Origin of the sequence: Maribacter sp. MMG018 (genome assembly GCF_018100785.1) — a bacterium.
GTDB lineage: Bacteria > Bacteroidota > Bacteroidia > Flavobacteriales > Flavobacteriaceae > Maribacter.
In genome coordinates this window covers 650,161-674,943 of sequence record NZ_JAGJEC010000001.1, presented here as the reverse complement: position 1 = coordinate 674,943, position 24,783 = coordinate 650,161, and the positions used below count along the sequence as shown (strand labels likewise).

The following is a 24,783-nucleotide window of genomic DNA, read 5'->3' as shown; positions in this document are numbered from 1 at the left end:
AAAACACCGTTTTAACAGTTTTTTCTGAACGAAAAATCGAATTACTGCTATCTTGGTATAAAAAACACAATTTGCAGTCTTACAACAACATATTAGAAAAACTCAACGAGTTTATCAGAAAGCATTATACCCAAGAACTTGTAAAGGGAATTATTCTATTTGTAGCCTTGGGGCTTTTGTTTTTTTTAATTGTCTTGGGCATAGAGTACACTCTTTGGCTGAATTCTACAGGAAGATTAGTGCTACTATTGTTTTTTGTGGGAGTGGAGCTCTTTCTGCTTTTTAAATATATATTAACCCCATTGTTCTATCTCTTTAAATTTAAAAAGGGAATTTCTACCAAAGATGCGGCACTGATGATAGGTAAGCATTTTCCAGAAGTGGGGGATAAGCTTTATAATCTTTTGGATCTTGCGGATAGCCCCTCTAAATCAGAATTGTTGTTGGCCAGTATAGACCAGCGTTCAGAGCAACTAAAACCAATTCCGTTTACAAACGCCATTAGCTTTAAAGATGCTTATAAATATTTAAAATATGCCACTGTTCCCTTATTGGTCATTGCAATTTTGTGGGTTTCGGGCAATTGGTCCTCTTTTTTCGGTTCTTATGAAAGAGTGGTCAATTTTGATATGGCCTACGAGCCTCCCGCTCCTTTTCAATTTGAATTACTGTCATCAGATTTAAAGGTTGTAGAAAGTGAACCCTTTACGTTTAAAGTATCTACCTCGGGTAACATACGACCAGAAAACGTGTATGTTGTATTGGGTGACAAGGAAATATTGTTACAAGAAGAAAATGGAATCTATCAATATACCCTTTCACCACCCATACATTCCACAAAATTTAGGTTCAAGGGCAACGAAGTATGGTCCAGAGAATATACGTTGACTTCATTAAAGGCGCCGGCAATTACCGACTTCAATATTTTAATGGAGTATCCTGGGTACCTGAACAAATCGCCCGAAATATTAAAAAGCACAGGCAATGCCATTATGCCAGAAGGCACCAAGGTTACCTGGAAAATTAGGGGAGAAGACACCCAAGAAATCAACCTGATAAGTAAAGACACCAGTTTGGTGTTTTCTAAAAATGAAAATGATTTTGAACTGTCTAAACGGATTTACTCTAACCTAAGATATCAACTTACCACCTCTAACGAGAACATAAAAGCTCATGAAAAATTGGACTATTCCTTTCAGGTTATCAAAGACGCGTATCCCACGGTGAAAGTTGTACAGGTCATAGATAGCTTAAACCCAAATATATCGTACTATTCAGGCGAAGCCACCGATGATTATGGTCTTCAAAAAATTGACCTTGTCTATTATAGCAACGATAATGCCGAAGACAAAAAAGTAATGAGCCTTATTTCACCAAAAGAAAGTTTTAGTCGCTTTTATTATACGTTTCCGTCGGGTCTGAACCTTGAAGAGAACAAACAATATTCCTTCTACTTTTTAGTCACCGATAACGATGCCATACATAAAGGAAAATCAGTTAAAAGTCAGGTGTTCAATCATCAATTATTAAATGATAACCAACTGAAAAACAATGACTTACGCCAACAACAAACTATAATTAAGAATTTTGACCAATCGCTGGAAAAAGCAGCCCAACAAATAGAGGCGCTTAAAGAAATAAATGAATTACAAAAGGAAAAAAGTAGTCTAAACTATAATGACAAAAACCAAGTACGGGACTTTCTAAAAAAACAGGAACAACAAGAAGAACTAATGCAAAAGTTCAGTAAGGAACTAAAAGAAAATCTTGAAAAAAACAATACCGACAATAAGCTGAACAAACTGCTTCAAGAGCGCTTGGAGCGGCAAGAAATTGAAGCAAAGAAAAACCAAAAACTTATAGAGGAGCTAAATAAAATAGCCGAAAAAATAAACAAAGAAGAACTAAGTCAAAAGCTAGAGGAGCTAGGTAAAAAGCAACAAAACTCACAAAGAAGCCTAGAGCAACTAGTAGAACTGACCAAACGGTATTATGTAACAGAAAAAACGTCGCAACTAGCTACAGATTTAGAAAAACTATCGGAAAAACAGGAAAAACTGTCCAAAGAAAACATTGACGAGAACAATTCGGAAAAAGCTCAGCAAAAGCTCAATGAAGAATTTAAGGAAATAAGCAAACAACTGGATGAGCTTAAAAAAGACAACACAGAATTAAAGAAACCCATAGACCTTAAAATAGACAACAATAAAAAACAAGGAATAGAACAAGATCAAGAGAAAGCGTCGGAAGAAATTAAAAACTATCAGAATTCGGCACAGGAACAGAACCAACAAGAAATGGAGAAATCGGCTTCACAGACGAAGAAAAGCCAAAAATCGGCTGCCGATAAAATGAAACAAATGAGCGAAGAACTTAGTAAAAGTTCCGAAGGAGCAAGTGGGGGTTCTTCTGTTGCAGAAGATGCCGAAATGTTACGTCAAATTCTAGACAACCTAATAATTTTCTCTTTTAAACAAGAAAATCTATATGATAAACTAAGCGCCCAAGAAAGAGGCGAAATATCGGAATATTCAGAAACGGTAAGAAACCAACAAGAATTACGGGGATTGTTCGAACATGTAGATGATAGTTTATTTGCCTTATCATTAAGACAGGCAGAGCTGTCTGAATTTGTAAACGAACAAATAACAGAGGTATATTACAATATAGACAAGTCATTGGAAAGCTTGGCAGATGGTCAAATGTACCAAGGCGTATCTTATCAAAAATATGTGCTGACGGCCTCGAACAGCTTAGCGGATTTCTTGGCAAATGTTTTAGAAAACATGCAACAAAGCATGCAAATGGGGAAAGGAAAAGGAGATGGACAACAAGGGTTTCAATTGCCGGATATTATAAAACAACAAGAATCTATAGGTGAAAAAATGGGCCAAAAAGGAAGTGAAGGCAAACAAGGTAACGAAGGCGAGAAGGGAGAAGGAAAAGCTGGCCAAGGAGAAAAAGGAGAAGGGGAAGGCAATCAAGGCAAGGATTCTCAAAAAGGAAATACCGGAAAAAATGGAGAAGGCCAAAATGGAGAGGGTCAAAATGGGGAAGGAAAAAACGGCAAACAAGGAGCAAACAATAGAAATGGGAGCAGTGGTGGAGAAGGTGGAATGACAGAATCTGAATTGCAAGAAATTTATGAAATCTATCAAGAACAACAACGCATACGACAAGAACTGGAAAAGCAATTACAAAACATGCTCAATGAAGGCGACCGTAAATTAGGGGAGAAGTTGATGAAACAAATGGAGGATTTTCAAAATGATTTGTTAGAAAATGGCATAACCCAACGCACTATAACCAAGGCCAACAACATACAATACGAATTACTTAAGCTAGAAAATGCCGCTTTAAAACAAGGCAGAAAGCAAGAAAGGGAAAGTAATACCAATAAAAAAGACTTTAGCAACCCTATAATTACTAAACCCTCATTATTAGAGAATTATCGAAATGAGGTAGAAATTTTAAATCGACAAGCCTTACCTTTGCGCCAAAATTTTCAAAACAAGGTAAAAGCGTATTTTAAAGGCAATGATTGATTTTCATTATGAAACCGATTTTTCACTATCAGAAAAAGATAAGTACCGCAGCTGGATAAAAACAATTTGTGAAAGCGAAGAATATACTTCAGGAGAATTGAACTATATTTTTTGCGATGATTCATATCTATTGAACATCAACCAGCAATATCTTCAACACGATACTTATACAGACATTATTACTTTTGACTATACAAGCGGAAGCGTTGTTTCTGGTGATATTTATATCTCTATAGAAAGGGTCAAAGAAAACAGCATCCGTTTTAATGTGTCTTTTAATAATGAATTGCTGCGGGTTATGGCTCATGGCGTTCTTCACTTAATGGGTTATAAGGACAAGAAAAAAGAGGATATTGAAGAAATGCGTAAAAAAGAAGAAGAAAAAATAAATATGTTCCACGTGGAACACAAGTAAGCTATGTTCGAAGAAATTTATGATGTTATAGTAGTAGGCGGTGGTCACGCCGGTGCAGAAGCGGCAGCTGCTGCAGCCAATATGGGTTCTAAAACTTTATTGGTAACGATGAACTTGCAAAACATAGGTCAAATGTCTTGCAACCCTGCCATGGGTGGAATCGCCAAAGGTCAAATAGTAAGAGAAATAGACGCATTGGGTGGTTACAGCGGTATTATTACCGATAAGTCGGCCATACAGTTTAAGATGCTCAACAAATCGAAAGGACCGGCCATGTGGAGCCCAAGGGCCCAGAGTGACCGTATGCGTTTTGCAGAAGAATGGAGACTAGCATTAGAAAGAACCCCCAATGTAGATTTTTACCAAGAAATGGTATCCGGTCTTTTAATAGAAAAAGATAACGTGGTAGGGGTAAAGACATCTTTAGGTGTACATATAAAAGGAAGGTCAGTTGTATTAACCAATGGAACGTTTTTAAATGGGTTAATACACATTGGAGAAAAACAATTTGGAGGAGGTCGTGCTGGCGAAAAAGCAGCTACGGGAATAACAGAACAACTAACAAGCCTAGGCTTTGATAGTGGAAGAATGAAAACCGGAACACCACCCAGAGTAGATGGCAGGTCGTTGGATTATTCTAAAATGATAGTTCAGCCAGGTGATGAACAACCCTATAAGTTCTCATATACCAACACACCTATATTAAAGGAACAACGAGACTGTCATATGACCCATACCAGCGCTCTGGTACATGAAATTCTTAGAGAGGGTTTTGACAGGTCTCCTATGTTCAACGGAAGAATAAAAAGTATCGGTCCAAGATATTGTCCTTCTATAGAAGATAAAATAAACAGGTTTGCAAATAAAGATTCGCATCAAATGTTTATTGAGCCGGAAGGATGGAATACTGTTGAAGTATACGTTAACGGGTTTTCAACTTCTTTACCAGAAGACATACAGTTTAAGGCATTAAGATCTGTGGTTGGTTTTGAAAATGTAAAATTCTTTAGACCGGGTTATGCTATAGAATACGATTACTTTCCGCCAACACAATTAAAGCACACCTTAGAAACAAAGCTCATAAACAATTTATATTTCGCCGGACAAATAAATGGTACCACCGGTTATGAAGAAGCTGCCTCACAAGGTTTAATGGCAGGGATAAATGCTCATTTAAAAATAAACGAAAAGGAACCTTTTACCCTGGCCAGGAATGAAGCCTACATTGGTGTATTAATAGATGACCTTATTACAAAAGGAACTGAAGAACCATATAGAATGTTTACTTCACGAGCAGAATATAGAACATTGCTAAGACAAGATAATGCAGATTTAAGATTAACCCCCAAGGGTTATGAAATAGGATTAGCTAAAAAAGAAAGAATGCAACGTATGGAAGAAAAGCTTTCCAAATCAAATGCATTTGTAAGTTTCTTTAAAGAAACAAGTGTACTACCTGATGAAATAAACCCCATATTAGAATCTGTAAATTCATCATTGATAAAACAATCCGATAAAATGTTCAAACTATTTTCAAGGCCTAAAGTTACCATGGAACACATGTTAAGCTTAGATAAAGTAAAACACTACGCCAAAGAAAATAATTTAGACAACGAGGTGTTGGAACAAACAGAAGTACAAGTTAAATACTCTGGATATATTGCAAAGGAAAAACTAAATGCCGATAAATTACAAAGATTGAAGGCGGTTAAAATTCCAGAAAACTTTGACTATACCAAATTAAAATCACTCTCTTTTGAGGCTCGTGAAAAACTAACAGCAATACAACCAGTGACAATTTCACAGGCATCAAGAATTAGCGGTGTTACCCCGAGTGACATCAGCGTTCTATTAGTTTACCTAGGGAGATAATAAACAATTGTTCCACGTGGAACAATCCATAAATCACCTCTATAAATTCCACCCATAAAATGAGTTTATACCTTAAAACAAAGGATTATTTTAATACTCAAGAAGAGTTTGACCTGTTGTACAATAATGAGTTTGACATGCTCTCAACACACCCAATACCTAAAAATTTAGACACCTATTATAACAGCGAAGACTATGTATCACACTCCGATCAAAAGAAAAATATTATAGATAAAATCTATCAGTTAGTTAAAAAATATAGTTTAAAGAAAAAAGTTGGTCTACTAAATAAGTATACAAAAGACTCTTATAAACTATTGGATATTGGTGCTGGAACTGGAGAATTTCTTCTAACGGCCAAATCGAAAGGGTGGGAGACAACCGGAATTGAACCTAACGAACTGGCCAGAAACAATGCTGCATTAAAAGGTATAAATCTAAAATCGGATATATCTAAAATAGAAAATAATACATACGACGCCATAACACTATGGCATGTTTTAGAACACTTACCAAATCTAGAAGAACAAACAAAAAAAATAACATCACTCTTAAAAAAGAACGGCACTTTGATTATTGCCGTACCCAATTACAAATCGTACGACGCAAAAAAATATGGGCCCTATTGGGCTGCCTATGATGTGCCTCGTCATCTTCATCACTTTTCAAAAAATTCAATATCCAAAATTTTTCAGAAACACAGTATGGAAATCATCGATATTAAACCGATGCTATTCGATTCTTATTACGTATCGCTCCTATCAGAAAAATACAAAAACAATTCCAATAGATATTTTAACGCTTTTATTACCGGTTTAACCTCAAATTTAAAAGCCATGTCGTCTGGTGAATATTCTTCACTAATTTATGTGCTAAAAAAGGTAAAAAATTAAATTAAACCCTATACAGCGTATTTTAATTCGATAGCTATACAAATACCAATCAAAATTTCAAAACACTCTTAAATCGCCTTAAAAAAACCCAATTATAATAAATTATATTGATGTTATATATTAAACTCATCAATAATATTGATATATTGATTTTTAACTAAAAATAATAACTGTCGCATAAATATGCGATTAAGAAAACCTTTGTTACTTTTGCCCAACTTTTAACACCAGTAAAATGAAAAAAATAATCCTTGGTTTAACAATTTTAACCATGAGTGCTTGTCAACAAGAAAAAATAGGTTTTGTAGACAATGTTAAACTTATGGATGAATATCAAGAAAAAATTGATGTTGAATCCAAATTCAAAGTGAAAGCGGAAGCTTTGACAAAAAAAAGAGATAGTATTTCTCAAGCCTTTCAAATGGAAGCACAAGCTTTTCAAGAAAGAGCTCAAAAAATGTCTCAATCAAAAGCACAACAAGAATATGCCGCTTTTCAACAAAGAGGGCAACAAATAGGGCAACAATTACAAATGGAAGACCAACAACTACAATTAGCCGGACAAACCGAAATGGACAGTGTAGTTTCTAAGGTTAAAAAAGAAATTGAAGCATACGGCAAAACCAACGGTTACAGCTATATTTTAGGTGGTGGCGATGGTGGTAGTGTTCTTTACGGTAAAGAAGCCAATGATCTTACCGATGAAATAATTAAAGTATTGAACGATAAGTACAAACAATAAACGTTCACATATATTTCTACTCAAAACATGAAAAGACCGGTTATACCGGTCTTTTTTATTTAATGTGCCATATTCTCTATCTGATTCTCCAAATTGAATTTATCCTTTGGAAGAAATCCCTTGACAATCAACACTACCCCACTAATTATCAATATTATAGCAATAACCTTTTTAATCAAGTGAATACGCGTATTGGTCAATTTTCTTTTTAACTGTTTTGCCAATAGGATCTTAAAAACATCTGTTACGAAATAGGCCAATATCATTGAGCTAAAAAATACCCTTATCCTATAGGGTTCATTTTCTAAAGTAGGACCCACTATAATAATAACCCCTAGCCAAAATACAAGTACCCCAATATTTATAAAATTCAGTAGAAATCCCTTAAAAAAGAGACTTATATAATCCCCCTTTTTAGATTTGATAGGTACCTCGGTAGATTGTTTTACACCTTGTTTAAAAAAAACCGTAATTCCATATATTAACAGAATAACACCTCCAAAAACATAAAGACCTGGTTGATTACTTAAATTTTCCAGTAGTTGAAAACTACTAAAATAAGCTATAGTAATAAACAATACATCAGCAACTATAACACCGATATCAAAAACAATGGCAGCTCTAAATCCTTTTATAGCACTGGTTTCCAGTAGTACAAAAAAAACAGGCCCAATCATAAAACTTAATAAAAAGCCTAGTGGAATTGCCGCCTGTATATCTTCTATCATCTAATATTACATTCTTTTAATGCTACCTCCAAATACCGTTTTTTCCTCTAATTTAGGAGGGTTGCCATATACTATAACCTCGCCACCCGCCTTTACCGCCGCTTTTACATAATCGCTTGCATAAATTTCGGCCCTAGAACCGGCGTTTACATTAACCGTTGAAAACTTTGTTTTAAGCGCCTTGCCCTCATAAATACCACCTGTATTGATCTGTACATCTTGTAAATTGGATATACCAGAAGCTTTAATAACACCACCGGATACAGATTTAATAAGTATTTGTTCCACTTCGGCAGATACCACTATTTCACCACCTTCTTGTGCCTTCAATTCAAGTACATCTTGTACTATAACACCGTCCGAAGTGATTCTAGCATCTTCGTTTACATCTATTACCTTTATATCATCGGTATAATAAACATCAACAAAGGTCTTATATCCACTGAATATCTTAACTATCTGCATTCGTATTTTAAGAACACCATCGTTATTAACAATCGCTACCTTATCGGTATTTTCGCCTTTGATTACCGCTTTATTTTCTGAAGACCTAATAAGATTAATGGACAAACCATCGAAACCTTTAAGTTCTACAAATTTTTCTAGCTTTTGGGTAATCTCTGTATCTTGAGCCTCTATCGTCTGCCCTAATACAAGGAATAACAATAATAGAAAATGCTTCATCTATCTGATTTATAGGTCCTAACAATTAAAACCTTGATTTTACTACCCTAATTAATCAAAATACGTTCCAAAAAACTATTCTCTTTTACCAATCAAAGAGAAATCTAAGTGACGCTTTATTAAATCGGTATTTTTGACCATTACCACGACCTCATCACCTAATTGATACGTCTTTTTGGTACGTTCGCCAACAATCGCATATTGTTTCTCATCAAAGATATAATAATCTCCTTTTATATCGCGGGTACGTACCATACCCTCACATTTATTCTCAATAATCTCCACATAAATGCCCCATTCGGTAACTCCACTGATAACCCCAACAAATTCCTCATCTTTATGATCCTGCATAAACTTGATCTGCATATACTTAATTGAATCACGTTCTGCACTGGCGGCCAATCCCTCCATATCAGAAGAATGTTTACATTTTTCTTCATACTTATCAGCCTTCACAGAATTTCCTCCCTCCAAATAATGTTGTAAAAGTCTATGGACCATAACATCCGGATATCTTCTAATAGGTGAGGTAAAATGGGTATAATAATCGAATGCCAACCCGTAATGACCAATATTGTCAACAGTATAAATGGCCTTGTTCATACTTCTAATAGCCAAAGTATCTACAAGATTCTGTTCTTTTTGACCCTTTACATCTTCTAAAAGTTTGTTCAATGAAGCACTGATACTTTTCTTGTCCTTAAAATCCAATTTATGCCCAAATCTAGAAACGATACCGTTCAAGGCCATTAGCTTATCCTCGTCCGGATCGTCATGTACCCTATAAATAAAAGTCTTTTTGGGTTTTTGTTTTCCAATAAACTCGGCCACTTTTCTATTGGCCAACAACATAAATTCCTCTATCAGTTTATTAGCATCCTTAGCTTCCTTAAAATACACACCAACAGGTTCATTTTTCTCGTTCAGGTTAAAACGTACTTCTACCTTATCAAAAGAAATAGCGCCTTGTTTCATACGTTTTTCACGCATCATCTTCGCCAATCTATCCATTGTAAGCGTCGCTTCAACTACTGCATCATCGACCTTATAGGCATCTTTTCTTATAGAAACTTCTTTAGGTATGTTACCATTACCGGTTTCTATTATATGTTGTGCTTCTTCGTATGCAAAACGTTCGTTGGAATCAATTACGGTTCTACCGAACCATTGATCACGTATAATCGCATTATCATCTATTTCGAATACCGCAGAAAAAGTATATTTTTCTTCATTAGGTCTTAATGAACAGGCATTGTTAGAAAGTACTTCGGGTAACATAGGTACTACCCGATCCACTAAATATACAGATGTGGCCCGGTCATAGGCCTCATCGTCCAACACCGTATTCTCTTGTAAATAATGTGATACGTCGGCAATATGAATACCTATTTCATAATTACCGTTTTCTAAGACAGCAAAAGACAGTGCATCATCAAAATCTTTGGCATCCTTGGGATCTATCGTAAAAGTAAGGACATCCCGCATATCCCTTCTTTTCTTTATTTCCTCTTCTTTTATGCTGGTATCCAAGCCATCAGCAAAGCGTTGTACTTCTACTGGAAACTCATATGGTAAACCATACTCCGCCAAAATAGAATGTATTTCGGTATCATGCTCACCAGGTTTACCAAGTACCTCTGTTATTTTACCGTATGGTGAATCTACACCATCTGGCCATTCCAACAGTTCTACTATAACCTTATCACCATCCTGTGCCCCTTTTAATTTATCTTGAGATACGAATATATCGGTATACATTCTAAAATCGGTGGGTCTCACGAATGCAAAGTTCTTTTGCATATCTACAATACCAACGAAGGTGGACTTAAATCTTTCTATAACTTCAACAATATCACCTTCTAACTTTTTACTTCCTCTTTTAGGATGTACAAATACTTTGACTTTATCTTTATGAAAGGCTTTGTTTAACTTGTTATAAGGCACGAACACATCACTGTCCATACCATCTATTATAATATAGGCGTTTCCTTTTCCTGTAACATCTACGACCCCTTCATGATAGGTTTTAGTATCCTCTAAAACCTTATAATTGCCCCTATCAACTTCTTGTATCCGCTTTTTCTCTTTTAGTTGGGTCAATCTTTTAATTAGGGTATTTCTATCCTGCGCATCGGTAATACCAATTTTAGCAGCTATTTGCTTATAATTAAAACTTTTATTGGGTTCTTTCTCTAATACAGTAAATATACCTTTGGTAATCTCGTTTCTTTTATGGTTTTTCGTCTTCTTATTTCTTTTGGACATTCAATCTTAATTTATTGGAAAATTACGAATTATAATTTAGTGCTAGTGTTAGAATCAAGCACTATTGCATTTACTACCAAGGTTATCAACATATATAATATAATACTGTTTCTTTTTTTAAAATTTAAAAATAAAATGATGATTATGATTGTTTGTTAATATCTGGTAAAACTAATTTTAAGTTTACTTGCTTTTATTAGATACTAATAGTTATTGACATTGTATTAGCATAAAATTTAGATGATAATCAGAAGATTAAAAAAGTTATCAATAAAGGTTGATAACCTATTTCAACATGTATTTTTTGATAAGTAAAAGTAAAATTAGTGTTAACTAAGTATTGATATTCCTTTACAAGAAACTAATTAATTCTAATATCATTATTAGCTAATTATAAAATTTGGTCGTAGGAGAATTATAAACTGTACTTCCAAATTTTTAAATACTTTTTTGTCAACATTTTTTCAGACATTTATGGGTAGTATTTACGCTACTAATAAACAATCAAAATAACCAAGTATTAAATTAATGTTGTGAACCGTTCATTTTTTGTTGTGAACATTGGTATATCGTACCTTTGCTTATATATGTAAACATTTGAAAATGCTTACTATAAATGGTTTACCCTAAAGAAATATATCATGAAAATAGCTATTGGAAACGATCATGCCGGTACCGAATATAAGCTGGCTATAATAGGTCTTCTTAAGTCAAAGAACATTGAAGTTGTTAATTATGGTACCGATGGTACGGATAGTGTAGATTATCCTGATTTTGTTCATCCAGTGGCACAAGATGTAGAAGAGGGTAAAGTAGACTGCGGTATTATTATATGCGGTAGTGGTAACGGGGCCTCAATGACTGCCAATAAACATCAAAAAGTTAGGGCCGCATTATGTTGGACCAAAGAGATAGTTGCTTTGGCCAGAGAACATAACGATGCCAATATTCTTAGTTTACCGGCAAGATATATTTCTTTACCACAGGCATTGGAAATGGTGGAAACTTTCTTAAATACCGATTTTGAAGGGGGTAGACACGAAAGACGCATAGAAAAAATACCTTGTAAATAGTATTCGTATAACATGGGGCACGCACACGATCATCATGGGCACGCACATAGCCACCCCAAAGTAGAAGGAAGGAATCTGGTTATTTCCATTTTCTTGAATATACTTATTACCGTATCTCAGGTTATAGGGGGTATCGTTTCCGGAAGCCTGGCATTACTATCGGATGCATTACATAATTTCAGTGATGTACTTTCATTGATAATTAGTTATATAGCTAACGTTCTTTCTAAAAAAAAAGCTTCTGCCAATAAAACTTTCGGTTATAAAAGAGCTGAAATTATTGCTGCCTTTGTAAACTCCGCAGCCCTTATTGTTGTAGCTATTATTTTGGTAAAAGAGGCTATTGAACGATTTATGGCTCCCGAACCCGTGGAGTCCAGTCTGGTAATATGGTTGTCTTTACTAGGAATCGCCGCGAACGGATTTAGTGTTTTTCTGTTAAAAAAGGATGCAGATAGCAATATGAACATGAAATCTGCGTATTTGCACTTGCTTACCGATATGATGGCTTCCGTAGCGGTTTTAATAGGGGGGTTGTTAATGAAATTCTATCAACTATATTGGGTTGATCCCGCCCTTACCTTTGCCATTGCAATTTACTTGATATATATGGGGTATGACCTTTTAAAGGATTCTACCAGAGTGTTAATGTTGTTTACGCCAAATACCATACAAATACAGCAAATAGTAGATACCATTTGTAAGATAGATGGTATAAAAAATGTACATCATGTACATGTTTGGCAACTAAATGAAGATGAAGTTCATTTAGAGGCGCATATAGATTTTATTTCAGATATAAGAATTTCGGAATTTGATGAAATATTAGATCAAATAGAAGAAGAGGTTTACCATAAGCACGGTATTAACCATGTAAATATTCAACCTGAATATGGTAAATGCGACAGTAAAAAGATAATTGTTCAAGATTAATGATAGCAATAACAGTAAAGACATTTAAAGAACTCAGTACCATTGAACTGTATCAAATATTACAATTGCGAAGTGCTGTTTTTGTTGTAGAACAAGATTGTGTTTACCAAGATGTAGATGGTAAGGATCAAAAGGCCCTTCATGTTATAGGAAAAAAAGAAGGACGAATAGTCGCCTATACACGAATTTTTAAACCTGGTGATTATTTTGAAGAAGCAAGTATTGGTAGGGTGGTAGTAAGCCAAGAAGAAAGAAAGTTCGGCTATGGTATAGATATTATGAAAGCTTCTATTAAAGCTGTTCACGAGCATTTAAGAACAAAAAAAATACGGATATCTGCACAAGAATATTTGACCAAATTTTATAACTCATTGGGTTTTATTGAGACCGGTGAAGGCTATTTGGAAGACGGTATACCACACATTGCTATGATAAGGGAATAAAAAAGGCATCTATCAGATGCCTTTTAGTGTGTAAGAAATAGTGAATATTATATTTTAATAGGTTCTTTGTTGCTAAGGTTAATATCTTCCAACATCATATCGGTGAATTTGTAATGGCCCTTAGTGGTTATAATTCTAAACCTATTAGAGTTCATTCTGCTCAAAGTATCCAAAAACAACCATTTACTTTTTAACAACCTTGGCTTTTCTGATTTAAGACTAATGTCAAAAAAATATTTTCTGCCATTTTTAATAGCTACTATATCTGGTGTAATCTTATCACCAGCACCTTTTCTACTATAAGATTTAGGCTTTTCGTAACCCTCCATATCCGCTTTGATGTTCTCAAAACCGGTAGCTTCCAAATAGCTTATAGATTTTTCTATAAATTCCGTATTTTCTGATTTATCTAATTTTACCATAACCTATAAGTTATAAAATTTTTGGAGAAATCCAAACGAAACATACTGATTAACAGCTTTTTAATAAAAAATATTGAATTTATGGTTTAGAAATCGGGTAAAGGATCAGCATAAGCGTTTAGCAATACCGTTGTTAATAAGAAAATCTAACTTTAAAATAAGATTTATGGGTTTTTCTACTTTGTTGTTTTTAGAATAAAAAATGTAACCTTCTGATCTTGAGTCTAATTCTTTTAATACTATTTTACCGTGGTTTTGTTGACTTTGGTTCCATTTATTTGAAATGGACAACTCGCAAACACCTTTTTCCTTTAGCAGGTAAATAAGTTTTTTTCTATTTACAATAGTTATCTTACAAGAAGTAAAGATATTTGGCTCGTCCTCATATATGGCCGTAATAAGGGCATAGAAATCCGTTTTTTTAGAAAGGTCGTACAGCCATCCCTTTTTGGTAATATCGTTTTTTAAATAGCTTATTTCGAATGCAAAAGTGGGTAAATCTTCATTTATGTAATCTAACTGTGCTTTTTCATCGATAGCATACTTTTCACCAGATTTTTTATCGGTAAAGAGAACATCGATACCCTCAAGTTGCTGTTTTATATCACCAATACGATGGTAGTTATAAAATTGTAAATGTTTTAAATAATAAGAGTCTACAAGCAGCGCAAGCCTTTTTTCTTTCTTTAAGTCCGATTTAAAATGACTTTTCAACGGTTGCTTATTTTTTCATGAAGCGTAACAGCAATACGGTTTACGATACCTACTACCAGGGCATTGCCCATAAAAAAAGCCCTTTTGGCATCGCTAATGCCCTCTAGCTTTGTATGGTTGTCGGGGAACATGTTTAAACGTTCCAGTTCAACCGGAGTTAATCTTCTTAACCCCTTGTCGCTTTTAATTACATGTTTGAACCTTGATGGACTTTTACCTCCCTCTCCCGTGATAATGGTACGAGAAGCATTGTCAAGGGCGTCCGGAAACACCATGCCTCCTTCACTGTAATTATAGGTATACCCGTTTTTTGCGGTCCTTACCTCTTTTTTTGCCCCTTTTAGATATTCCCATTTTGGCAGGTCTTCGTTAGAAATATAAAAATCGGGTGTTACTTCGCCATTTTGGAGCACATCTCTCAACACCTTTTTTTCGCCATCATAAGAAGGGATTGTTTTTATGGTAGCCACTTTTCCGTCAACAAATACCCCGGTATTTTCAAAAGGCGATAGCTTTTTGTCTTTGTTAAAGGTCTCCGAAATGGTGACCAGGTCGTTTTCCAACACAAAAGAAGAGATACTTTTTATAGGATCCTGTACTGGAAAAGCATGGGCGAATGTACCTTTATTATGAATCCATTTTAAGGCCTGGGTCTTTTTAAGTTCTTTATAGAGTTTGGTCGTTTTATGGTAACCTAGAAAAAAAACACGTCTTCTACGCTGCGGCATGCCATATTCGGCGGCATTTATGACCCGCCATTCTATGGCATAGCCAAGTTCGTCCAAACTCTTCAACATTATAGCAAAGTCTCTTCCTCTTTGATTGGACGGAGATTTAAGCAAACGATCTACATTCTCTAAAAACAGATATTTCGGAGGATTTTTCTTTTCAGAAAGAATGCGATGTATGCTCCACCAAAGCACCCCCTTTTTACCTATTAACCCCTTCGAATTCTGTAAAGTAGTGGCAACAGAATAATCTTGGCAAGGGAATCCCCCTACTAATAGATCTGCATCCGGAATTATAGATGTTGGCACTTCGGATATATCTGAATTGATATGGTTTTCAGAACCAAATCTAGCTTCATAGACCATAGATGCATGTTGGGTTTTGGTACTAGGTTCCCATTGATTGCTCCATACAACCTCATAATTTTCTGTTTCTTCCAGGCCTAATCTAAAACCACCTACTCCGGCGAAAAGTTCTATTGCTTTGAGTTTTTTCATGCTTTGCTAAGTTAGCCAAATTATATAATGAGATCCAACAGTAATTTTCTTGAAAAGAGGTCTTATTCTGTATTTTTACAAAAAAAAGCATATGTTTTTTAAAAGAACGGTTCTCTTTTTATTGCTAACTATCACTTTTGCATGCCAAGATAAGAACGAGGACAACAACCATATACAAAAGTATATAGACCAAACCAAGAACCGGTTTGCGCCCGACAAGCGGGTAGCACTTTTCAATATAGAAGCTAGAAAAGAGAATGGCAGCTATGTTTTGGAGGGAGAAAGCAATATGCAAGAAGCCGTTGATCAACTAAAGAAAACACTATCGCTTAAGAATATAGATTTTATAGACAGTGTTCGAATATTGCCTTCTAAAGATTTAAAAGGAAAACAGAATGCCCTAATAACTATTTCGGTCGCCAATCTTAGGAGTGCCCCAAAACATTCTGCAGAATTATCTACCCAAGCAACATTGGGCACACCGGTCAAAGTATTAAAAAAAGAAGGGGGATGGTACTATATACAAACGCCCGATAAATATTTGGCCTGGGTAAATGCCGGTGAAATTTATGTATTGGACAATGATGAATTGGAAGCCTGGCAGAACAAGAATAAAATTATATATACCCATACTTATGGCCATGCCTATAAAAGTATAGAGAGTAAAGAGCGGGTGTCGGACCTTGTGGCAGGAAATATATTGGAATTATTGGAAGAGGACAGGACATTTTATAAAGTTAGGTTTCCTGATGGCAGAGAAGCTTTTGTAGAAAAGGAAGAAGCGGAAAATTATAATGGCTGGCTCAACCGGTTGGAAAAGAACGTAGACGCCCTAGTGGAGACCTCTAAAGGATTAATGGGCGTTCCGTATCTGTGGGGAGGCACCTCTACCAAAGGTATGGATTGTAGTGGTTTTACCAAGACAATATATTTTTTAAACGGGGTTGTGATTCCTAGAGATGCATCACAGCAAGTGCATGCGGGCAAACCCATAGACTCGGTAAAGAATTTCGACAATTTAGAAAAAGGAGATTTGTTGTTCTTTGGTAGAAAAGCGACCGATTCAACCGCAGAGAAAGTTGTACATGTGGGCATGTGGATCGGAAACAACGAATTTATTCACGCTTCGGATAGGGTTCGAATAAGTAGTATGGACAAAGAAGCCGATAATTATGACGAATATAATCTAAATCGCTATTTAAGGACCAATAGAATTTTTAAGGAAGAGGATGACGCTTTGATCAACCTACAGCGAAATTTTACCTTCGACAGTAGAAATTGATAGAAAAGACAACTAGGTTGTTTTTTAGGTAAAATAGGTAGATATAATATGGAGTACAGATGGTTTATAGGAGGGTCCGAACATATTTAAATGGACCAACAAATAATAAAGTTGATAAATATCCTGTCTTTCCTTCCAACCGTTTTCTAAAGGTACAAGCTCATTGTAAGCATCATAGAACGAATTACCGAACCCACCGAACAACTTCGTCATTGCAAGGTCCACTTCATAATGCCCATAATAAACGGCAGGGTCTATAAGGTATGGGACACCACTATGGCTTATTAGATAATTGCCGCTCCATAGATCACCGTGCAATAGCGAAGGGGTAATATTTGGAAAAAGTTGTTTACAACGTTCTATAAGCTTTTCTTGTGAAGGTATTTCGTTTTGTAAAAGTTGTCCGTTGTCCACCGCTATTTTTAACTGTGGATTTAGGCGCTCATGAACGTAAAATGAGACCCAATCGTTATGGGTAGTGTTAGATTGGGGTAGGCTGCCTATATAATTGTCGTTTTCACCTCCAAATATTGTAACCTCGCCAGACATGTGCAAAGTAGCAAGTTGATGCCCCAATGAGGACATATCGGAGGTTGTGGCCGTTCTACTTTCTATAAACTCCATTACCAAAAAGGCTTTTTCTTCCTTTTCTCCACAGTCATATGTTTTTGGTACCCCTATGGTATTTGAGGCCGCGATTACCTCTAAACCTATTTTTTCCGCATGTAATAATGGGGAATTGGCCAGGGTATTTACTTTACACACAAAACGATCTGTTACGGTCTCTAGAAGGTATACTTCTGAGACATCACCACCCGACAAGGGAGTTACCTTTTTTAAAACAACACCAAGCAATGTTGAAATATGCTCAAGTAGTTCTTTGTCCATAAAGGGTTTATAATGTAAACTTCATATCTTTTCTTGCGATGGAAAATCCTTTTTCCTTTACTAGTTTGGTCGCTTCACTATGTTCGTCCAAAAGGGGATTGGTGTGGTTAAAATGAATGAAATGAACTTTCTTTTTGTCTTGTGGAGATAAGGAATCAAAAAGAGCCATACTTTCAATTACAAAAGGATGGGGTATTTCAGAGATGTCCCTATTATTTATTTCTTTGGCATCGAAGAAGGTGGCGTCCAAAAAAGCATAATCCACTTCTTTTATTATAGACCTTATATCCGTTTCCCAAACATTCCATTTATTGATGTCGGGTATAAATAGAAATGATTTATTGGGGCCAATAACTTTAAAACCTACGGTTTCAGAGTATTCGTCCCTATGGGGAACCTTGTATGGTAGTACCTGTATGCTATTTGTTAAGGGCAGTAACCGGTCATTTTCTATAGCAACAAGTTTAATGTTCTTATCAGATACCAATTGGCTCCACGGACCATTTGCAGAAAGAAAGTCGCTCATTTTGGGCATGGCGTATACAGGAACATCCTTTGCGTTCGTTGCCTCTTTTCCTAAATACATTAAACCGGTATAATGTCCAATATGGGCGTGTGTAATAAAAATGCCGTTGGGAATGTCGCTAGTGGCCCAATCGGTACTTTCTTTTAAACGATGCAACTGGTGTGTCATATCTGGGGTAGCCTCAAAAAGAAATGTTTTTTGTTCCAGGTTATCTATCAAACCTAAAGAAACGACCTTTCTGGATTGATCCTCGTTATCGAACAACAGTTTACAACAATCTTTTTTACATGCAATATGTGGAGATCCGGCATCCTGTACATTACCAAGTACTATAAGAGAAACACCGGTATCGGGTTTTACAGAGGCTTTATGGGCTACTTCATTATTTTCTTTTTTTGTTTGCGTGCAGCTAAGAAGCAGCATTGCGAAAGCATAAAAAACAAGTCTTGAAAACATTTATTCCGCAGTTAAAAATTCACGTATATCCTTGCTCAACATAATTAAATCGGGTTGGTGGGTATACATCATATGGCCGGCCTCATAGTAGTGCATTTCTACACGGTCTTTTACGATACCGTTTCTGGCAAAGGTGTATTCAGCATCAAAGAAGGGTGTGATCAAATCGTAATAACCACAGGCGACCATTACCTTCATTGCGGTATTTCGTCTCATGGTTTCCCCTAAGGCTGGCGCGGTGTTTACGGGCATAGGCTCCCAGTATTGACCATCGGGAACCGTTCTCCACCTCCAATTTGAGCCACCGCCAGAGGTTATATAGGGCCGGTCCATTTTAATCTTTAATACAGAAGCAAAATAGTGGTTGAGGCTTGCGGTATAGGCCGCGCTTATTTGATAGCTTGCCGGATCGCCCAAGTGTGGACCTTCCGAAACCTTGTCGGCCTCATCGCCCATAAACCTCCCGTCTAAACGGCCAATGGCCAAACCTTTGTCCGCCAACAGCTGTTTTTGAAAACGCCTCATTAATATTCTAAGGTTCGAACGTAGAATATATGTTTTGTCCAAACCGGTAAAATAAGCCAGTTTTTCTGCAACGGCATCCTTTTCTTCTGTTGTTAGCAATGCCCCTTTGTACAAGGCGGGGATATATGTATTATAGGTAAACTCTCTACATTCTTGTGTAAAAGTTTCCAATGTTTTGCCTTGTCCTGCCTTTTTGTGGTACCATGCTGTGGCCGCCATGCTGGGCAAATAGGTAATAAAAGAAGTAACGTTATTGGCAACCGAGGTAGACCCGGCATAATCTAAGGCCTGTGAAATAAGAATCATTCCGTTCAAGGCCATATTTTGGCCAGAACCCTCGAGGGCTTTACCCAATGCCGCCGCCCTTGTGGTCCCATAACTTTCACCTGCCAAGTATTTAGGCGAGAACCAACGTTCGTTTTCGGTAACCCATGTGCGGATAAACTGGGCAAAAGAATTTACATCTTCCTTGAGGCCATAAAAATCCTCCCCTTTTCCCTTTCCTACCAAACGACTGTAACCGGTTCCTACGGGATCTATAAAGACCAGGTCGGTGAGGTCTAACAAGGCGTGCTCGTTGTCCGTCAAATTATATGGGGCGGCACCGTCGTCAAGCTTTGCATCAGAATCTACTTTTATGATCTTAGGGCCAAAAAACCCCATGTGCAACCACATAGATGCCGAACCCGGACCCCCATTAAAAACAAAGGTTACGGGTCTTTTGGTAACATCGCCAACGGGTGTTTTTGTATAGGCCACAGACCATATTGTTGCAATCGAGTCCCCTTCTTTGTTAACAAGAAAGGTTTCTTTGGCCGTTGCCTTATATTTAATGGTCTTGCCACCAAAGATGCCTTGGTGGGTTGTTACAAAAGATTTTGCTTCCGGAATGGGCTTAATTTCCGTTTCTGACTTGGTGCCTTGAGCATGTGATAGGAAACAAAAAAGTAAGCTGGTGAATAAAAGCGGGCGGTATTTCATTATTTGGTTTATTAGTTGTTCATAAAGCACATTTAAAATTAACGATAATATTTGAACGGGTGTTTTTTTCATTTAATTCCTGTACATTTAAAAGGCTTTAATTCTTAAAATCAATAGATTGTAATTGTCAATAAAATTGCATCACCGATAACATTTTTAACGATGTCTAAAACGAGATGTACAGCTTATTGAACGTATTTGATCTTGCTTATAAATGAACCATAGTCTTATACTCCATTAACTGGAGAATCGGCATTGGTATAAAAAGATATCGTCATGAAAAAAAGAACACAGAGACTTTTTACGGCAACGTTGCTGTTATTACTATTAGGAGGCTATACACAAAAAGCTTTTGGCCAAAAAGAATATGTGAATAAAGTGGTGTTGGCAATATTTGCACATCCGGACGATGAAAGTACAGTAGCCCCAATATTATCGAAGTACAATAGGGAAGGTGCCAAGGTGCATATCGTAATTGTAACGGATGGTAGGTATGGCACCAATGATTATCATGACCATAAGGCCGGCGAAGAGCTGGTGGCCACACGAAAGGAAGAAATGCAATGTGCCGCATCGCAACTGGGCGCCGAGTTGATACATTTAGATTATCACGATCAATTAAAGGCCGGTGAAGGATATGATGGCCATGTACCTCACGCCCGTAAGATGATAAAGGATTTAGGAGAGATTGTCGACAACATACGACCAGATGCGATTATTACTTGGGGTCCGGATGGTGGGTCTACACATATGGACCACAGGTTGGTCGGGGCTTCGGTAACCCAGGTTTATCTTAGCAAAGATTATGAAAAACCCATGTCTCTGTTTTATTACGGCACACCTACGGCGTTTATAGATGACCCCGAAGGTAAACTTTTAAGGGGGCAGGCCAGTAAGTTTTTAAGGACCAAAATTACGTATACAAAAGAAGATCTGGAGAGGGCCTATAACTCTTACAAATGTCATTATTCTCAAATAGATCCCAATATGACCAGAGAGGATTTTGAGGCCAGAAAAAGTAAGAACGGAAGGGTCGTTTATTTAAGAAAATTTGAAGCTCCGAAAAAGGATACTAGTTCAATATTTGAATAATATTATCATTTTGTATAATTTAAACGAATCTAAAAGGGTAAAAAAATACAATTATAAGCATGAATTACAATCAACGGAATTTTTCTGTGAAAGCATTTATAATGAAGAAAGGAATGGCAACAGTATTTTTAGTACTGTTAGGATGTGGTGCTAGTTTATCTCAGCAAACCAACGACGGATGGAAAAATATGTTCAACGGCACCAATTTGGAAGGGTGGACCACCAAGATCCATCATTATGAGGTAGACGATAATTATGGTGATACTTTTAGGGCCGAAGATGGTATGATCAAAGTTAGATACGATAATTACGAGGGGCAGTTCAACGACCGTTTTGGGCATTTGTATTATGATCGACCATATTCTGATTTTCACTTGGTAATGGAATATAGGTTTGTAGGCGAATTGTTTCCCGGAGCCCCAGAATATACTTTAAAGAACAGTGGCATAATGTTTCATTCCCAAGATCCTAGAACCATGTTAAAAGAACAAGACTGGCCTATTTCTGTAGAAATGCAGTTTTTGGCGGGTATCGAAGAAGGAAAAAAACGTCCTACGGGAAATATGTGTTCACCCGGTACAGACGTGGTCTATCAAGGTAAAATAGACGCTAGACATTGTATTAACTCATCATCTGACACGTATTTTGGAGACCAATGGGTGACCGCAGAGCTTATTGTTTTGCACGACTCTTTGGTGACCCATATCATTAACGGTAAAACCGTACTTCAATATACAAAGCCACAAATAGGAGGGGGAGTGGTCAATGGATATGATCCAAAACAAAAAGTGGACGGCAAGCCGTTAAAAGAGGGTTTAATCGCTTTACAGAGCGAGGGTCAACCGATAGACTTTAGAAATATTAAAATCAGGAATCTAAAGGGCTGTATGGATCCCAAGGCCATTAATTATAAGACGTATTATAAAGTGGCGGACAACAACAGTTGTGAATACAAATAAATGCATTACAGAAGGGCGTTACCGTAACGGGTAAAAATTACTTAAAAGGTAGCACGGCCCTAATAACGTTTACGCAATGTTCGGACTAGAAGGTATTTTTATTGAAGAATAGACCTGTACTTGCTACCGTTGCCCAAGAGCTCTGTAGCGGCCAAGATGGCATCATCGTTATTTAAATAATATTGATAAAGACCGTTGCGATAAAAGTAGCGCTTTACGATTTCGTCCTCGAGGTTTTTCTGAATCTCGTTTTGGTACTTGTCCAAAGCACTTATTTTTCCTTTTTGTATGTTGGCCAAAAGCGTTTTGTAACTATCTTTTACTTCTTGTCCCAAAAAGTCGTTTTCTTCTCCCGATAATGCCGTTTTAATCGCTTTTTCGGCCTTGGTCTCAAAAGAAAAATTACTTTGTCTTACAAAGGCTTTAAATTCGTTAAAATCAGAATTGGTGAACTTGAAATTATCAATGTTTTCTATGTTGTGGTTAAAATAATAGTTGGTGGCATAGTCAAAAATTACGTTGTTTTGAAGCAAGGCCATGGTAAGATCGTTCGTTTTTACGGTAGCGATCTCAATATCGGGCAATACACCGCCACCATCTTGTACCTTTCGGCCGTTTCTGGTGGTAAAATCGTTAAACTTTGTATGACGGGTCGCATTGCCTTTTTCATCCCTGTTCCAATAATCCAAGGCTTGGATACATCTACCCGAAGAGGTATAGTATCTAGAAATGGTTACTTTCAGTTGGGTACCATATGTCAATTTTAAGGGTCTTTGTACCAATCCTTTGCCAAAACTTCTGGCGCCCATAATAACGGCCCTGTCCAAATCCTGTAAACTTCCAGATACAATTTCACTTGCCGAGGCACTACTTCCGTTTACAAGTACTACTAAAGGAATTTCAGTATCGACGGCATTCTTTGTGGTTTTATATTCCCTATTGAATTTTTTTACTTTCGATTTGGTGGTAACGATCAATTCTCCTTTTGGAACGAACAAATTGGTAACGTTGATGGCTTCCGATAATAATCCGCCAGGGTTATCACGAAGATCTAAGATAATACGTTCTGCTCCTTTGCCCTTAAGGTCTAACAGCGCATCTTTGGTTTGGGAAGAGGCCTTTGCATTGAACTTTGACAATACAATATAACCGGTCTTGTCATCTACCATTTCATAAAAAGGTACGGCATCTACTTCTATACCTTCTCTCTTTATGGTGGTACTACTTATTTTACCTTGTCTTTTATAGATTATGGAGACTTCTGAGCCATTGGCACCTTTTAATAGTTCGCTGGCGTTATCTTTAAAATCTGCAACTTTTACATCGCCAATCTGTATAATTTGATCACCAGCCTTTAGCCCTGCTTTGTCTGCAGGATATCCTTGGTGGGGCTCTATGATCAATAAACGGTCTTTATAGGTTCTTACAAGGGCACCGATACCCGAGTATTCACCTGCATTGTTTATGCGATAAGATTCTACATCCTGTTCGTTCAAGAACTTGGTATATGGATCTAGTTCCTCTAACATGTTTTTGATGGCCGTATCCATCAACTCTGCGGGATTTGTTTCATCCACGTAGTTCATGTTAAGTTCCTTGAAAAGGGTGGTAAAGATTTCTATCTGTTTTGCTATTTCAAAGAAGTCACTTTTAAAACTACTTCCAATTACAAGAAAAGTTACTGCAAGAATGGGAATAAGTACTCTTTTACGCATTATTTTTTTCATTGATTTGGGCATTAAACTTTTGTAAAAGCAGCTTCATTTTTGATTCAAGATCCACAAAAGCCGGCATTTCTTTTCCAAGGTATAAAAATAGAAACGCAAACTTGTCCCCAGTATTGTTAAAAATAATGGCTTTGTTGAGCCTGTACGACTCTCTTAGCAGTCTTTTGATCCTATTTCGATGAACGGCACGCTTAAATATCTTTTTTGGTACGGTAACCGCTGTCTTTATCTGTGTGTCCTGTATGTCAGTTTTTAAATAAATTAATTTTAGAGGATAGACGGACAAGCTTTTTCCTTCGAGAAACAATTGACCGATCAGTATATTGCTTTTCAGTTTTTCTTTCTTCCCAAAGGAAAAATCTTTTTTAGTATCCGTCTCGCCCATCATCTTA

At 36.6% G+C, this 24,783-nt stretch carries 22 protein-coding genes; 11 read left to right on the top strand and 11 right to left on the bottom strand.

The annotated features are described in order from the left end of the window. Positions 1–71: 71 nt before the first annotated feature. From J8L85_RS02985 to J8L85_RS02965, 5 genes are all read left to right on the top strand, one after another. Positions 72–3,545 carry a DUF4175 family protein gene (locus J8L85_RS02985; protein WP_211014395.1) on the top strand — a complete coding sequence of 1,158 codons (3,474 nt, stop codon included), beginning with the start codon at positions 72–74 and terminating at the stop codon, positions 3,543–3,545. Continuing rightward, on the top strand, positions 3,538–3,960 hold the full coding sequence (gene ybeY, locus J8L85_RS02980; protein ID WP_211014393.1) for an rRNA maturation RNase YbeY: 423 nt from the start codon (positions 3,538–3,540) through the stop codon (positions 3,958–3,960). Before J8L85_RS02985 ends, ybeY begins: the two co-directional genes overlap by 8 nt. A gap of 3 nt (positions 3,961–3,963) precedes the next feature. Then, positions 3,964–5,832: a tRNA uridine-5-carboxymethylaminomethyl(34) synthesis enzyme MnmG gene (mnmG, locus tag J8L85_RS02975; RefSeq protein WP_211014391.1), complete on the top strand. Its 1,869-nt coding sequence runs from the start codon at positions 3,964–3,966 to the stop codon at positions 5,830–5,832. Between the two features lie 59 nt (positions 5,833–5,891). Continuing rightward, the gene (locus tag J8L85_RS02970; RefSeq protein ID WP_211014389.1) at positions 5,892–6,725 is read left to right on the top strand and encodes a class I SAM-dependent methyltransferase; all 834 of its coding nucleotides are present in this window, start codon (positions 5,892–5,894) and stop codon (positions 6,723–6,725) included. A gap of 235 nt (positions 6,726–6,960) precedes the next feature. After that, positions 6,961–7,467, top strand: coding sequence for an OmpH family outer membrane protein (locus J8L85_RS02965; protein WP_211014387.1), 507 nt, complete (start codon positions 6,961–6,963; stop codon positions 7,465–7,467). A 59-nt stretch (positions 7,468–7,526) separates the two neighbouring features. Here the strand turns inward: J8L85_RS02965 and J8L85_RS02960 are convergent, their stop codons facing one another. From J8L85_RS02960 to rnr, 3 genes are all read right to left on the bottom strand, one after another. After that, the gene (locus J8L85_RS02960) at positions 7,527–8,195 is read right to left on the bottom strand and encodes a LysE family transporter (protein WP_211014385.1); all 669 of its coding nucleotides are present in this window, start codon (positions 8,193–8,195) and stop codon (positions 7,527–7,529) included. 6 nt (positions 8,196–8,201) lie between these two features. Continuing rightward, the gene (locus J8L85_RS02955; protein WP_211014383.1) at positions 8,202–8,879 is read right to left on the bottom strand and encodes a head GIN domain-containing protein; all 678 of its coding nucleotides are present in this window, start codon (positions 8,877–8,879) and stop codon (positions 8,202–8,204) included. A 75-nt stretch (positions 8,880–8,954) separates the two neighbouring features. After that, positions 8,955–11,144 (bottom strand): ribonuclease R, encoded by a 2,190-nt coding sequence (gene rnr / locus J8L85_RS02950; RefSeq protein ID WP_211014381.1) that lies wholly within the window; start codon positions 11,142–11,144, stop codon positions 8,955–8,957. Positions 11,145–11,785: 641 nt separating this feature from the next. Here rnr and rpiB point away from each other — a divergent pair. Genes rpiB through J8L85_RS02935 form a run of 3 tightly spaced genes read left to right on the top strand, consistent with a single transcriptional unit; the run spans position 11,786 to position 13,593 of the window. After that, positions 11,786–12,217 (top strand): ribose 5-phosphate isomerase B, encoded by a 432-nt coding sequence (gene rpiB / locus J8L85_RS02945; RefSeq protein WP_211014379.1) that lies wholly within the window; start codon positions 11,786–11,788, stop codon positions 12,215–12,217. A 12-nt stretch (positions 12,218–12,229) separates the two neighbouring features. Then, entirely contained in the window at positions 12,230–13,150 is a 921-nt protein-coding gene (locus tag J8L85_RS02940; RefSeq protein WP_211014377.1) for a cation diffusion facilitator family transporter, read from the top strand. Beyond that, on the top strand, positions 13,150–13,593 hold the full coding sequence (locus J8L85_RS02935; RefSeq protein WP_211014375.1) for a GNAT family N-acetyltransferase: 444 nt from the start codon (positions 13,150–13,152) through the stop codon (positions 13,591–13,593). Before J8L85_RS02940 ends, J8L85_RS02935 begins: the two co-directional genes overlap by 1 nt. Positions 13,594–13,640: 47 nt before the next feature. Here J8L85_RS02935 and J8L85_RS02930 read toward each other — a convergent pair whose 3' ends face one another. The 3 genes from J8L85_RS02930 to dcm all read right to left on the bottom strand — a co-directional run bounded on the left by J8L85_RS02930 (position 13,641) and on the right by dcm (position 15,955). Further along, complete coding sequence (locus J8L85_RS02930) at positions 13,641–14,015, bottom strand: hypothetical protein (protein ID WP_211014373.1); 375 nt, start codon at positions 14,013–14,015, stop codon at positions 13,641–13,643. A gap of 105 nt (positions 14,016–14,120) precedes the next feature. Beyond that, entirely contained in the window at positions 14,121–14,729 is a 609-nt protein-coding gene (locus J8L85_RS02925; RefSeq protein WP_211014371.1) for a hypothetical protein, read from the bottom strand. Next, positions 14,726–15,955 carry a DNA (cytosine-5-)-methyltransferase gene (dcm, locus tag J8L85_RS02920; RefSeq protein WP_211014369.1) on the bottom strand — a complete coding sequence of 410 codons (1,230 nt, stop codon included), beginning with the start codon at positions 15,953–15,955 and terminating at the stop codon, positions 14,726–14,728. Before dcm ends, J8L85_RS02925 begins: the two co-directional genes overlap by 4 nt. A 91-nt stretch (positions 15,956–16,046) precedes the next feature. Between dcm and J8L85_RS02915 the strand changes: the two genes are divergently transcribed. Then, on the top strand, positions 16,047–17,237 hold the full coding sequence (locus tag J8L85_RS02915; RefSeq protein WP_211014367.1) for an SH3 domain-containing C40 family peptidase: 1,191 nt from the start codon (positions 16,047–16,049) through the stop codon (positions 17,235–17,237). 24 nt (positions 17,238–17,261) lie between these two features. Here J8L85_RS02915 and J8L85_RS02910 read toward each other — a convergent pair whose 3' ends face one another. The 3 genes from J8L85_RS02910 to J8L85_RS02900 are packed head-to-tail and all read right to left on the bottom strand — an operon-like array spanning position 17,262 to position 20,685. Continuing rightward, positions 17,262–18,125 carry a fructosamine kinase family protein gene (locus J8L85_RS02910; RefSeq protein ID WP_211014364.1) on the bottom strand — a complete coding sequence of 288 codons (864 nt, stop codon included), beginning with the start codon at positions 18,123–18,125 and terminating at the stop codon, positions 17,262–17,264. 7 nt (positions 18,126–18,132) lie between these two features. Next, positions 18,133–19,107, bottom strand: a complete 975-nt coding sequence (locus J8L85_RS02905) for an MBL fold metallo-hydrolase (RefSeq protein WP_211014362.1) — start codon at positions 19,105–19,107, stop codon at positions 18,133–18,135. Beyond that, on the bottom strand, positions 19,108–20,685 hold the full coding sequence (locus J8L85_RS02900; protein ID WP_247656541.1) for a peptidase S10: 1,578 nt from the start codon (positions 20,683–20,685) through the stop codon (positions 19,108–19,110). It lies immediately after the preceding gene. 204 nt (positions 20,686–20,889) lie between these two features. On the opposite strand from J8L85_RS02900, the gene J8L85_RS02895 reads away from it, so the two are divergent. Both J8L85_RS02895 and J8L85_RS02890 read left to right on the top strand, forming a co-directional pair. Further along, on the top strand, positions 20,890–21,705 hold the full coding sequence (locus tag J8L85_RS02895) for a PIG-L deacetylase family protein (RefSeq protein ID WP_211014360.1): 816 nt from the start codon (positions 20,890–20,892) through the stop codon (positions 21,703–21,705). Positions 21,706–21,806: 101 nt separating this feature from the next. After that, entirely contained in the window at positions 21,807–22,664 is an 858-nt protein-coding gene (locus J8L85_RS02890; protein WP_211014358.1) for a DUF1080 domain-containing protein, read from the top strand. 98 nt (positions 22,665–22,762) lie between these two features. Here J8L85_RS02890 and J8L85_RS02885 read toward each other — a convergent pair whose 3' ends face one another. Both J8L85_RS02885 and rnpA read right to left on the bottom strand, forming a co-directional pair. Further along, positions 22,763–24,391 (bottom strand): S41 family peptidase, encoded by a 1,629-nt coding sequence (locus J8L85_RS02885; protein WP_211014357.1) that lies wholly within the window; start codon positions 24,389–24,391, stop codon positions 22,763–22,765. After that, positions 24,372–24,779 (bottom strand): ribonuclease P protein component, encoded by a 408-nt coding sequence (gene rnpA, locus J8L85_RS02880; RefSeq protein WP_247656540.1) that lies wholly within the window; start codon positions 24,777–24,779, stop codon positions 24,372–24,374. The genes J8L85_RS02885 and rnpA overlap by 20 nt, the downstream gene beginning before the upstream one ends. Positions 24,780–24,783: the final 4 nt, after the last annotated feature.